This is a genomic window from Peribacillus butanolivorans, assembly GCF_001273755.1.
GTDB lineage: Bacteria > Bacillota > Bacilli > Bacillales > DSM-1321 > Peribacillus > Peribacillus butanolivorans.
Genome location: NZ_LGYA01000001.1, coordinates 3,740,173 through 3,752,708, shown reverse-complemented (window position 1 = coordinate 3,752,708; position 12,536 = coordinate 3,740,173). Strand labels below are relative to the sequence as shown.

Genomic DNA, 12,536 nt, shown 5'->3' with positions numbered 1-12,536 from the left:
GGAGCGTTTAACCTTGAAATATATTGAATCCGTAAAAAACCCGCAAGTGAAGCAATGGAAAAAGCTATTGACGAAGAAAGAGCGCGACAAAACAGGGAAATATTTAGTCGAAGGCTTTCACCTCGTTGAAGAAGCGTTAAAGGAAGAAATCGTCATTGAAGTGATTGTTAATGAAGAAACAGAAATGCCTGCCCATTTTACACTAGAAGGCACAGAAGTCATTTATGTTAAAAATGATATTATGAAAGCGATTTGTGATACAGAGACCCCTCAGGGAATTGCAGCTGTATGTGAGCAGAAATCAATTAGTATGGCGTCCATTAATCCGGATAAACTATTGTTGATAGATGCGGTACAGGATCCAGGGAATATTGGAACGATGATTCGGACGGCAGATGCGGCTGGAATTGATGCTGTCATTCTCGGCGAAGGCTGTGCAGATCTGTATAATCCGAAAGTGGTCCGTTCGACGCAAGGAAGCCTGTTTCATATGCCTGTCATCAAAGGAAACCTTTCTGAAATCATCGATGATTTGAAGCAAAAAGGCACACCGGTATACGGCACAGCCCTTGAAGGAGCCTCGCCATTTGAAGAAGTGGAAAAGTCCTCTCGATTTGCTTTGCTTGTCGGTAATGAAGGACAGGGAGTAGCAAAGGGATTGCTAGAGAAAACTACGAAAAACCTCTATATTCCTATCTACGGGAAAAGCGAATCTCTTAATGTAGGGATTGCGGCTGGGATTTTAATGTACCATTTACGAAAATCAATTTGAAACGGCTGACGAATTATAATATAATAAAACAGAATTTTATAATGAAAACAACGATGACAAAGAGTAGTAACTTAAGATATCCATAACCAGGGAAAAAATGCCGTGACTGAAAGCATTTTTATGGCGCTGCTTAAGGGAATTCACCTTTCGAGTTGGCATTGGGAAGACATAGGGTCCGAAAAATGTTCCGGTGAAGAGCCGTTATTTTTATGAAGTGAGTGCGAAGTTTTTTTGCTTGTGCACTAATAAGGGTGGTACCGCGATACATAAACCTCGTCCCTTTCTGGGATTGGGGTTTTTTTGTGTTTATTTTTACAAAAGGAAAATAAAGGAGGAAGACATGATGCAGGAACGTTTACTAGAACTGCAGGAAGAAGCGTTGCAAAAAGTTGCCGCAGCTTCCGAACTAAAGGAACTGAATGAAGTCCGTGTTTCTTATTTAGGGAAAAAAGGGCCTATCACTGAGGTATTACGTGGCATGGGTAAATTGTCAGCGGAGGAACGGCCGAAAATCGGTGCTCTTGCTAATGATGTTCGTGAAGCAATCGCTTCAAAAATTGAGGAGAAACAAAAAGCTCTTGAAACAGCTGCTGTCAATGCAAAGCTAGCAACAGAAACCATTGATGTTACACTTCCAGGACGACCGGTTAACAAGGGGAATCTTCACCCATTAACACGTGTTGTAGAAGAAATTGAAGATTTATTCATCGGTATGGGTTACACAGTTGCAGAAGGTCCAGAAGTCGAAAGCGACTACTACAATTTTGAGGCATTGAACCTGCCAAAAAGCCATCCGGCACGTGATATGCAGGACTCTTTCTACATCACAGATGAAATCCTAATGCGTACACACACTTCACCGGTACAAGCTAGAACGATGGAAAAACATAAAGGCCAAGGCCCTGTTAAAATTATTTGCCCTGGTAAAGTATATCGCCGTGATAACGATGACGCGACACACTCCCATCAATTCCAACAAATTGAAGGCCTGGTCATCGATGAAAACATCAGCATGAGCGACCTGAAAGGTACGCTTGACGTGTTTGCGAAAAAAGTATTTGGTCAAGACCGTGAAATCCGTCTTCGTCCAAGTTTCTTCCCATTTACAGAACCATCTGTTGAAGTTGATATTTCTTGTAAAATCTGCGGTGGAAAAGGCTGCAGCGTCTGTAAACAAACAGGCTGGATTGAAGTGCTGGGCGGCGGGATTGTTCACCCGAACGTACTTGAAATGGCTGGATTTGATTCGAAAAAATACTCAGGATTCGCTTTTGGAATCGGTGTGGAACGAATCGCAATGTTGAAATACGGTGTGGATGATATCCGTCACTTCTATACAAATGATGTTCGTTTCTTAAAACAATTCCATCATCACGAAGCATAAATTTTATTTTAAAAAGGAGGACCTACCATGTTTGTGTCATATAAATGGTTGCAAGATTATGTAGACCTTTCCGGCATCAATGCAACAGAGCTTGCTGACAAAATCACAAAAAGCGGTATTGAGGTTGAAGGGGTAGAAAAGAAAAGTGAAGGGCTTAAAGGAGTTGTCATCGGACATGTACTAGAACGTGAACAGCATCCAAATGCCGATAAATTGAATAAATGTCTAGTCGATATCGGGGCAGAAAATCCCGTTCAAATCATCTGTGGTGCACCGAATGTCGATAAAGGTCAAAAAGTCGCGGTGGCTACTGTCGGCGCTGTGCTTCCGGGCAACTTCAAAATTAAGAAAGCAAAACTTCGCGGAGAAGAATCGCACGGTATGATTTGTTCGCTTCAAGAATTGGGTTTTGAATCCAAGCTTGTGTCTAAAGACTATGCAACAGGCATCTTCGTGTTTCCAAATGATACGGAAGTAGGTAAAGATGCATTAGAAGAGCTTGGCTTAAGCGATGAAGTGCTGGAACTTGGCTTAACCCCAAACCGCTCTGACGCTTTGAGCATGCTTGGTGTTGCCTACGAAGTAGGGGCTATTCTTGGTCGGGAAGTAAAATGGCCGGTTATCGAGAATGAAGAAGCAGCTGAAAAAGCATCAGATTATATTAGTGTCAAAGTGGAAGCGAAAGCAGATAATCCATTATACATCGCTAAAATCATCAAAGATGTAAAAGTCGGTCCGTCACCGCTTTGGATGCAGACTCGTCTTATGTCTGCAGGTATTCGTCCGCATAATAACGTAGTCGATATTACGAACTACATTTTGCTTGAATATGGTCAACCGCTACATGCATTTGATTATGATCGTTTTGGTTCAAAAGAAATTGTCATTCGCAGAGCGAAAGATGCAGAAAAAATCGTCACATTGGATGAAGCGGAGCGGACTTTGACACCTGAACATTTAGTAATCACTAATGGCAACGAGCCGGTTGCGATTGCTGGTGTGATGGGTGGAGCTAATTCCGAAGTGAAAAATGATACAACGAATATTATTATTGAAAGTGCTTATTTTGCTGGTACTGTAGTTCGTAAAGCTTCAAAAGATCACGGTTTACGCAGTGAAGCCAGTGCCCGTTTTGAAAAAGGAGTCGATCCAGCCCGGGTACGTGAAGCTGGAGAGCGTGCGGCTCAATTAATTGCACAGTATGCAGGCGGAACAATTCTACAAGGAACAGCAGAAGTTGACGAATTAACAATGGAACCTGCTGTAATAAGCATCACACTTGAAAAAATCAACACACTTCTTGGTACGGGCATGACGGTATCTGAAGTAGAGTCAATCTTCAAACGCCTGCAATTTGGAGTGGAGCTTGACAATGAAACGTTCACAATCACAGTTCCTACCCGCCGTGGTGATATTACGATTGAAGCGGATTTAGTTGAAGAAGCGGCACGTTTATATGGGTATGACAACATTCCCGCAACGTTGCCAATCGGTTCAGCAACTCCAGGTCAATTGACGGACTATCAAATCAAACGTCGGAAAGCTCGCCGTACCCTTGAAGGAGCAGGCCTTTACCAAGCAGTGACCTATTCACTGACGAGCCAGGAAAAAGCGGCCCAATTCGCATTGGAAACTCGCGAATCCATTCGTTTGGCAATGCCAATGAGTGAAGAACGAAGCCAATTGCGCTTGAGCATCGTGCCACAATTATTAGAAGTTGTGAAATACAATAATGCTCGCCAACTTGATTCACTTGCCTTATATGAAATCGGTTCAGTATTCTTTAAGCAGGACGGACAAGAGCTTCCTGAAGAGAAAGAACATATTGCTGGGGCTATCACAGGCCTATGGGAATCCCACCTATGGCAAGGCGAAAAGAAACCCGTGGATTTCTATGTAGCTAAAGGCGTGATTGAAGCGTTATTCGATACACTAGGTTTAGCTGATCAAATCAGTTATCGCCAAGCGGAAATCAATGATATGCATCCAGGACGGACAGCTGAGGTACTGTTGAATAGTGAAGTGATTGGCTTCATCGGACAGGTGCACCCAACGGTACAAAAAGACTTGGATATTAAAGAAACATACATTTTTGAACTTTCCTTAAAAGCATTAGCTGAAGCGGAAGTGGCGCCAATTGCCTATGAAACTATTCCGCGCTACCCATCGACCACACGCGATATCGCGCTTGTTGTTGATAAAGCAACAAAAGCTGGGGACATTCAAAGCATTATTATAGAAGCCGGTGGAAAGTTGCTGAAAGAAGTAGGCATCTTCGATTTATACGAAGGCGAAAGAATGGAGCAAGGTAAGAAATCCATCGCTTACTCACTGAAATACTTCGATCCGGAACGCACACTAACGGACGAGGATATTACAAAAGCACATGATAATGTACTTGCGGCTGTTAAAGAAAAAGCTGGCGCAGAACTACGAGGATAATTTCAAAAAGACAGCCTCCTGAATTTTGGGAAGCTGTCTTTTTATAATCAGAACTCACGAGTAAACAGAGCGAACTCACGAGTAAACGGGATGAATTCACGAGTAAACAGGGCGAACTCACGAGTAAACAGAGCGAATTCACGAGTAAACAGAGCGAACTCACGAGTAAACAGGATGAAGAGTAAACGGGATGAATTCACGAGAAAACAGAGCGAACTCACGAGTAAACAGGATGAATTCACGAGTAAACAGAGCGAACTCACGAGTAAGCAGGATGAATTCACGAGTAAACAAAGCGAATTCACGAGTAAACAAAGCGAATTCACGAGTAAACAGAGCGAATTCACGAGTAAAGCGAAAAAAATACTCAGACCATTACATTAAGGACAGCCGCTTTCCTTATTTATGATATTTCTGTTGATATAGTCGCTTCGCTTTTTCCGTATTGGCAAAGTGGGTTTTCGTAAATTCATTTAAAGAGTCGATTCCTTTTTCGTGAATCAATCGTGCTGCTGCTTCATCGACAGCAAAGCCGGCACCTTTAGGGATTTTGAAACCGGCTTTTTCACTCAGCAAATCAAAGCGTTTTACGAATGCATAGCGTGCCAGGATGGAAGCGGCAGCTACCCCAAGGTGAATGCCTTCCGCTTTGGTGCACAAATAGGTGGCGTTTGCCTGAAATAGTTCTTGGCCTTTCAAGTAGTTGAAAAATACATCAGGTTGAGCGAATTGGTCGATTAGGACGGCTTCTGCTTGTTCTGGCTGGATTTTTTGCATAAGATTCTTTATGGCCTGGTTATGAAGGAGGGCCTTCATTTTTCCTTGTGACATCCCCTTTGCCTGAAGTGTATTATATTTCGGATTATCACAAGTAAGCAGACTGAATGGCACTACATCTTTAATCTGTTTGGCAATTTCGATAATCTGTGGGTCTTTCAGATTTTTAGAATCCTGGACACCCAGTTCTTTCAATAGAGGCAGCTGCTCTTTTTTTGCATAGACAGCAACGACGGTCATGGGTCCGAAATAGTCTCCTGTCCCGACTTCATCCGAACCAATAACAGACATGGTGCCAATATGGGCAGGCGGTGAATAACGATGGACATTGACTGATGCGGTAGAGGCTGCTTTTTTCTTTGGAGCAGCAGCACCTTTCTGCCACTTTTTCGCTTCCGTTTCAGCATTCTTTCCTTGGAAAAGGACCTTTCCGGATTTATAGGCGGTCACCGTACATAGGGGTGGCTTAGCTGAAAAGATACTTCCTGGTGGCAGTTTTGCGGCTAAGGAAGAGGAATAATGAGATTTCATTTCCGTTATTTGTGAAGGACTGATAAGTAAAACAACATGAGACATAATTAGAAACTCCTAACTCAATTTTATTTTTTTAGGGAGTCCTCAACCTAAGGTCGATTTCGTTTGACAAATTATTGCAATTTTATGCAAGAAATGACGTTGTACTCTCTTTCATGACGAAAAACTTCATGATATGATAGAATTAGGATTGTTTAGATTGGGGGCATCATTTTGTCAGACGATAAACGAAATAAAACAACAGTTGATATATACGGACAACCATATACAATCGTCGGTACAGAAAGCGCGAGTCATATGCGCCAGGTTGCTTCGCTGGTTGACGAGAAAATGAGAGAAATCAGTATGAAAAATCCATATTTGGATACGAGTAAGCTTGCGGTATTAACGGCCGTGAATACCGTCCACGAATATATTAAATTAAAAGATGAACTAGACCAGCTTCAACTGGAATTAAAGAGAGAGAAGGACTGAGTACATGCTAGATTTAGCAATTTTGGCCATTCTTTTAATCGGTTTATTAATCGGTTTAAAGCGTGGCTTTATTTTACAAACTGTTCATATGACTGGATTTATAGTAGCTTTCATTGTCGCCTATGTGTTCTACGGCGATCTTGCTCCCAATTTGAAATTGTGGATCCCATTCCCGACGATAGGTGATTCTTCAAACATTAATATGTTTTTCGAGACAGTAGGGCTTGAAACGGCGTATTACAACGCTATTGCCTTTGCAATCATTTTCTTCGCTACCAAAATTCTCTGGCAAATGCTTGGATCGATGCTCAATTTCATTACCTATCTGCCGATTTTAAAACAGCTAAATCGCTGGGGTGGCGGGATATTAGGATTTGTCGAAGTCTATCTTATCATGTTTATTATATTATACATAGCTGCCTTGCTGCCAATGGATTCCATTCAGGAACCATTAACCGGCTCTTTTCTGGCAGAATCTATAGTGAAACATACGCCGTTCCTTTCCGAACAAGTTAAAGATCTTTGGTTTGTGAAATAATCTTAATGACAGTAAACGAGGGCCTATCTACCTTTCTCAAAGTCCTAGATTCCTATACTTTGAAAGGGTGAGGCCCCTTTGTATGGAGAACGATGAAACTTCTTTCTTGTTGATTCGTATAGTAAGAATCGGACTGCTTGTACTTTACCTCCAAGAAAGGTATCTTTAAGAAAGTAAATAAGGGACACCCTACTAATTTTTTCGGCGGTGAAAAAAATGACAGTAAATAAAAAAGATATCATTAAATTACTAGAAAAAATTGCAATATATATGGAATTAAAAGGAGAGAATCCGTTTAAGGTTTCAGCTTTCCGCAAGGCGGCAGGTGCCTTAGAAACGGATGATCGGAGTTTGACGGCAATCGAAGATTTTACCACTTTAAGTGGAATCGGGAAAGGAACAGCAGCCGTCATTGAAGAGTATATCAATGAAGGAAAGTCGACTGTTCTTGAAGAGCTTCAGGAGCAGGTGCCAAAAGGTTTGATTCCGCTCTTACAACTTCAAGGGTTGGGAGGGAAAAAAATTGCCAAGCTGCATAAAGAGCTTCATATCAATGATGTGAATGACCTGAAACTCGCTTGTGAAGAAGGCAAGGTCGCGGCACTTTCCGGTTTCGGTAAAAAAACGGAAGAGAAGATTTTGTCTGCGATTGCTGAGGCTGGTTCAAGGCCTGATCGGCTTCCGCTTGCCTTCATGAGACCGATTGCGGATGATATTGAATTGGCTATTACCAACATGGAATATATCATCCGTTCATCAAGAGCCGGCAGTATCCGTCGTATGAGGGAAACGATTAAAGATCTCGATTTTATTATTTCGACTGATCATCCCGAAGCTGTGAAGGATCAGCTTCTTTCATTATCGGGCATAAAACAGGTGATTGCAGCCGGCGATACAAAGGTGTCAGTTGTACTTGATTATGAATATGATATATCTGTTGATTTCCGAATCGTGAAGGATAAGGAATTTATCACGACCCTCCATCATTTTACCGGTTCAAAAGATCACAATGTCCGGATGCGCCAACTGGCTAAAGATCGCGGTGAAAAAATCAGTGAGTATGGAGTAGAAGTGGCTGAGACGGGTGAAGTATTAACATTTGAAACAGAAGAACTCTTTTATAATCATTTTGGACTACCGTTTATTCCTCCAGAATTACGTGAAGATGGAACGGAAGTGGAGCAATATGATGCAGATGAACCACTTATTTCGGTAGAAGATATTCAAGGTGATCTGCATATGCATACCACATGGAGTGATGGGGCTTATTCGATTGAAGAAATGATTGAAGCGTGCCGGGCCAAAGGTTATAAATATATGGCCATCACTGACCATTCACAATATCTGAAAGTGGCTAACGGTCTGACCGTGGAACGCTTACGTGAGCAAAAACAAATCATTCATGACCTGAATGAAAAATATGATGATTTTACCGTGCTTTCAGGGATTGAAATGGATATACTTCCTGATGGAACACTTGATTATGACGATGAGTTGTTGGCAGAGATGGATTTGGTTATCGCCTCAATCCACTCAAGTTTTTCCCAGCCTCGTGATACGATCATGGAGCGCTTAAAAACTGCGTTAAATAACCCGCATGTTGATATCATCGCCCATCCAACTGGAAGAATTATCGGCAAACGAACTGGTTATGATGTTGATATTGATATGCTGATTGAACTAGCGCTCGAAACGAATACAGCACTGGAATTGAATGCTAACCCGAATCGATTAGATTTGGCTCCGCCGCATTTACGGAAGGCACAGGAAGCAGGCGTTCCGATTGTGATCAATACCGATGCTCATAGCATTGACATGCTTGAACATATGCCGGTCGGGGTTTCTTCGGCTAAAAAAGGCTGGATTAAAAAATCCACTGTCCTTAATGCAAAGAATACTGATGGATTATTAACGTTTTTAAAGAGAAATGACTAACTATTTGCCCACAAAAGAGGAGGAGCTTTAACTCCATGCATAATAAAGCTTTAAAGACATTGGAATTTCATAAAATTAAAGAACAATTAGTCTCACATGCATCCTCTTCCATAGGAAAGGAGAAGGCACAGCAATTGATGCCTTCCACTGACTTTGAGGAAGTATCGAGGTGGCAGGAAGAAACAGATGAGTCAGCCAAAATTGTCCGTTTAAAAGGAAATTTGCCATTGGGCGGAATTTTTGATATCCGTCCACATGCAAAACGGGCTCAGATTGGCGGTATGCTTTCACCGATGGAATTGATGGAGCTTGCGAGTACGCTTCGTGCCGGCAGGATTCTGAGTCGTTTCTTTGATGAAATCGCGGAGCAGGAAATCGAAGTTCCACTTTTAGCAGAATATATTGATTCACTTCATCCGTTGATTGAATTGCAGCAGGAAATTACTTATGCTATTAGTGAGCACGGCGAAGTGATGGATTCTGCGAGCGATAAGTTGCGTACCCTTCGAAACCAGATTCGTACGAACGAAAGCCGTGTCAGGGAAAAACTCGAAAGTATGATTCGTTCCTCCAATGCGTCGAAAATGTTGTCAGACGCCATTATCACAATCCGGAATGACCGTTTTGTTATCCCAGTAAAACAGGAATATCGAAGTGTGTATGGCGGGATCATTCATGATCAATCTTCATCCGGACAAACGTTGTTTATTGAACCACAGGCAATCGTTCAATTGAATAATGTACTTCAGGAAACACGAGTGAAGGAAACACAGGAAATAGAACGGATTTTAGTCGAGTTATCGGAAAAAGTCGGTGAGTTCACCCCGGAATTGCTTCACAATGTTAAGGTGCTCGCACAAGTCGATTTCCTTGTCGCCAAGGCAAAGTACGCAAAAGCGATAAAAGGGTCTAAACCAATTCTAAATAATGAGGGACGCGTGAAATTATTCAAAGCGAAGCATCCGCTCATTCCGAGTGATGTTGTCGTGGCCAATGACATTTTCCTTGGTGATGAATTTACGACAATCGTCATTACTGGTCCCAATACAGGGGGTAAAACCGTTACCCTTAAAACGATTGGCCTATGTACGTTAATGGCCCAGTCCGGTCTGCAAATTCCTGCGCTGGATGGTTCTGAAACGGCTGTGTTTTCCTCTGTTTATGCCGATATTGGCGATGAACAGTCGATTGAACAAAGCTTAAGTACATTCTCTTCCCATATGGTCAATATTGTCGATATCCTAAAGAATGTCGATTATGATAGCCTTGTTTTATTCGATGAGCTTGGAGCGGGAACTGACCCTCAGGAAGGTGCCGCATTAGCCATTTCAATTTTGGATGAAGTTTATAAGCGCGGTGCACGTGTGATTGCAACGACCCATTATCCAGAATTGAAAGCGTATGGATATGACAGGGAAGGCGTCATTAATGCAAGCGTTGAATTTAATGTAGAAACCTTGAGTCCAACGTATAAACTGTTGATTGGTGTACCGGGGCGGAGTAATGCGTTTGAAATTTCCAAGCGTCTTGGCTTGGAAGAGAGCGTTATTAGCCACGCCCGCAGCCATATCGGTGAAGATACGAATAAAGTTGAGAATATGATAGCGTCCCTTGAAGATAGCCGCAAGAAGGCCGAAGAAGAGGAACTAGAAGCCGCAGATCACCTGAAACAGGCTGAAATTCTTCATAAAGACCTTCAAAAGCAAATTGGTGAATACCATGAAGAACGGGATGCGATGGTCGAAAAGGCAGCAAAAGAAGCAGCTGCCATTGTGGAAAATGCAAAAAAAGAAGCGGAAGCAATTATTGCTGATTTACGTAAACTGCGTCTTGAAAAGCATGCTGATGTCAAAGAGCATGAATTAATCGACGCGAAAAAGCGACTTGAAGATGCAGCACCTAAAATAAAAAAATCAACAAATAAAGTGGCTAAACCGTTGGATAAAAGCTTAAAACCTGGAGATGAAGTTAAGGTTGTTAGCTTTGGACAAAAAGGTCATCTAATTGAGAAAGCTTCAAGTAATGAATGGCAGGTTCAAATCGGAATCATGAAAATGAAGGTAAAGGAATCTGACTTAGAGTTCATTAAGACTACAAAAGTAAAAGAAACGAAACCACTTACCACGATAAAAGGAAGAGATTATCACGTTAGCCTTGAGCTTGACCTTCGTGGGGAACGTTTCGAAAATGCACTGTCCAGAGTGGAGAAATATGTTGATGATGCTCTGCTGGCCGGATATTCGAGTGTCTCTATCATTCACGGTAAAGGAACGGGAGCTCTCCGGTCAGGTGTTCAGGAATACTTGAAACATCACCGCTCTGTCAAACGAATTCGGTTCGGCGAGGCTGCAGAAGGTGGAACAGGTGTGACGGTGGTAGAATTTAAATAAAGGAAAGTGGTCATTCCGGCTATTCTGCCAAGCCGGATGGTCAGTTACCATTCGGGAGTTGTGCCATGGAGAACATGTGGGAAAATGAATATGTATATATAGCTGCTCGTTACAGTGTTGTTATTTTGTGCATTATTGTTTTTTTAGCCATTTTTGAACTTGTCACAAAGTACAAAAATTGGGAGGAAATCAAACAGGGAAATCTTTCTGTCGCGATGGCCACAGGCGGAAAGATTTTTGGGATTGCCTATGTATTTCAACAATCTATTCTCCTTCAGAACTCGATAATTACAATGATTGGCTGGGGCGTATACGGATTTGTCCTGCTGCTGATCGGTTATTTTATTTTTGAATTTATGACGCCTGGATTTAAAATAGATGAAGAGATACAAAAAGATAATCGGGCAGTTGGATTTCTATCGATGATCATTTCAATCGCTTTATCTTTTGTCATCGGCGCTGGAATTTCTTAATGCTCTGCATGAGAGGGAGAAAACTGTGGAGAAACTTGCAAAAATCTTAATCGTTTGTTGCGGAATTTTTTTTCTGTTTGGAATCATTTATATGATATTCTTCACCTGATAGAAGCGGCCTTTGTGTCGCTTCTTTTATTTGACCTCCTATTAAAAAATGATGTTTTGAGTGTATAAATATTAATTAATTGACAGTTTGGAAGAGGAGGAAGAAAAGTGGATCAGTCTAAACTGATACAAAAGATTGAAGAAATATCAATGAACGCTTTACCGGCACTGCAAACGCAAATTTATCATTTCCCGCCAGAAGACTCCCTCTTCAAGCGTGTGAAGGGCGAGAGCCCAACGGTAAGGGGAAGATGAATGGCGGTTGGCATAAGCCAAAGTAATCTTTTGACAAACATACGTTCTGTGGTTAATAATAACTATAAGGGGGTGAAACCAATGATCGTAAACAAAGCTTATAAATTTCGAATCTATCCAACTAAAGAACAACTAGTTCTAATCAATAAAACGATCGGCTGCTCCCGTTTTGTCTATAACTTCTTTTTAGGCAAACAAAAGGAGAAAGATGCCTACTGGTATATTTGTGAAGAAATGAAGCAGAACGGCCAATTATCCTCTAATGAATGGAAAGGTTCTTTTCTGAATAAATACGCAACAATCAAAGAACTTCCAGCTTTAAAGAAAGAGTATTCTTTCCTGAAAGAAGTAGACAGTATTGCCTTACAGAAATCGGTGGAAAATTTAGCAGATTCCTATAGTCGATATTATAAAAAGCAAAACAAGTCACCACGCTTCAAATCGAAAAAGAATC

Annotated in this window: 12 protein-coding genes and 1 other annotated feature; of the genes, 11 read left to right on the top strand and 1 reads right to left on the bottom strand. The window is 41.6% G+C overall.

Features of this window, described 5'->3' with window-relative positions; translation table 11 throughout:
- The first annotated feature begins 13 nt into the window (after positions 1–13).
- The 4 genes from AKG34_RS17330 (at position 14) to AKG34_RS17315 (ending at position 5,007) form a co-directional block, all read left to right on the top strand.
- Positions 14–772, top strand: a complete 759-nt coding sequence (locus tag AKG34_RS17330; protein ID WP_053347236.1) for a TrmH family RNA methyltransferase — start codon at positions 14–16, stop codon at positions 770–772.
- Between the two features lie 44 nt (positions 773–816).
- Positions 817–1,056: a binding site (T-box leader), on the top strand.
- Positions 1,057–1,115: 59 nt separating this feature from the next.
- Positions 1,116–2,156, top strand: a complete 1,041-nt coding sequence (gene pheS / locus AKG34_RS17325) for a phenylalanine--tRNA ligase subunit alpha (protein ID WP_053347235.1) — start codon at positions 1,116–1,118, stop codon at positions 2,154–2,156.
- Positions 2,157–2,183: 27 nt separating this feature from the next.
- Complete coding sequence (gene pheT, locus AKG34_RS17320) at positions 2,184–4,598, top strand: phenylalanine--tRNA ligase subunit beta (protein WP_053347234.1); 2,415 nt, start codon at positions 2,184–2,186, stop codon at positions 4,596–4,598.
- 190 nt (positions 4,599–4,788) lie between these two features.
- A complete protein-coding gene (locus tag AKG34_RS17315; RefSeq protein ID WP_407946264.1) occupies positions 4,789–5,007 on the top strand; it encodes an alanine-zipper protein in 219 nt (72 codons plus the stop codon).
- Here AKG34_RS17315 and rnhC read toward each other — a convergent pair.
- On the bottom strand, positions 4,998–5,951 hold the full coding sequence (gene rnhC, locus AKG34_RS17310; RefSeq protein ID WP_053347232.1) for a ribonuclease HIII: 954 nt from the start codon (positions 5,949–5,951) through the stop codon (positions 4,998–5,000). The two genes, AKG34_RS17315 and rnhC, sit on opposite strands and share 10 nt — an antisense overlap.
- 171 nt (positions 5,952–6,122) lie before the next feature.
- Here rnhC and zapA point away from each other — a divergent pair, with 171 nt between their 5' ends.
- The 7 genes from zapA to AKG34_RS17280 all read left to right on the top strand — a co-directional run.
- Positions 6,123–6,383, top strand: a complete 261-nt coding sequence (zapA, locus tag AKG34_RS17305; RefSeq protein WP_053347231.1) for a cell division protein ZapA — start codon at positions 6,123–6,125, stop codon at positions 6,381–6,383.
- Between the two features lie 4 nt (positions 6,384–6,387).
- Entirely contained in the window at positions 6,388–6,921 is a 534-nt protein-coding gene (locus AKG34_RS17300) for a CvpA family protein (RefSeq protein WP_053347230.1), read from the top strand.
- Positions 6,922–7,137: 216 nt separating this feature from the next.
- Positions 7,138–8,856: a DNA polymerase/3'-5' exonuclease PolX gene (polX, locus tag AKG34_RS17295; protein ID WP_053347229.1), complete on the top strand. Its 1,719-nt coding sequence runs from the start codon at positions 7,138–7,140 to the stop codon at positions 8,854–8,856.
- Positions 8,857–8,891: 35 nt separating this feature from the next.
- Complete coding sequence (locus tag AKG34_RS17290; protein WP_053347228.1) at positions 8,892–11,246, top strand: endonuclease MutS2; 2,355 nt, start codon at positions 8,892–8,894, stop codon at positions 11,244–11,246.
- Between the two features lie 65 nt (positions 11,247–11,311).
- Positions 11,312–11,719, top strand: coding sequence for a DUF350 domain-containing protein (locus AKG34_RS17285; RefSeq protein WP_053347227.1), 408 nt, complete (start codon positions 11,312–11,314; stop codon positions 11,717–11,719).
- A gap of 216 nt (positions 11,720–11,935) precedes the next feature.
- Positions 11,936–12,082 carry a hypothetical protein gene (locus tag AKG34_RS28055; protein ID WP_161804948.1) on the top strand — a complete coding sequence of 49 codons (147 nt, stop codon included), beginning with the start codon at positions 11,936–11,938 and terminating at the stop codon, positions 12,080–12,082.
- A gap of 81 nt (positions 12,083–12,163) precedes the next feature.
- A partial coding sequence (locus tag AKG34_RS17280) for a helix-turn-helix domain-containing protein (RefSeq protein ID WP_152952371.1) occupies positions 12,164–12,536 on the top strand: 373 nt, incomplete at its 3' end.

Bases quoted from the DNA above. Each gene is read 5' to 3' on its own strand.
- pheS (WP_053347235.1), top strand. From the start codon at position 1,116: ATGCAGGAACGTTTACTAGAACTGCAGGAAGAAGCGTTGCAAAAAGTT.
- pheT (WP_053347234.1), top strand. From the start codon at position 2,184: ATGTTTGTGTCATATAAATGGTTGCAAGATTATGTAGACCTTTCCGGC.
- AKG34_RS17315 (WP_407946264.1), top strand. From the start codon at position 4,789: ATGAATTCACGAGAAAACAGAGCGAACTCACGAGTAAACAGGATGAAT.
- rnhC (WP_053347232.1), bottom strand. From the start codon at position 5,951: ATGTCTCATGTTGTTTTACTTATCAGTCCTTCACAAATAACGGAAATG.
- AKG34_RS17300 (WP_053347230.1), top strand. From the start codon at position 6,388: ATGCTAGATTTAGCAATTTTGGCCATTCTTTTAATCGGTTTATTAATC.
- polX (WP_053347229.1), top strand. From the start codon at position 7,138: ATGACAGTAAATAAAAAAGATATCATTAAATTACTAGAAAAAATTGCA.
- AKG34_RS17290 (WP_053347228.1), top strand. From the start codon at position 8,892: ATGCATAATAAAGCTTTAAAGACATTGGAATTTCATAAAATTAAAGAA.
- AKG34_RS17285 (WP_053347227.1), top strand. From the start codon at position 11,312: ATGGAGAACATGTGGGAAAATGAATATGTATATATAGCTGCTCGTTAC.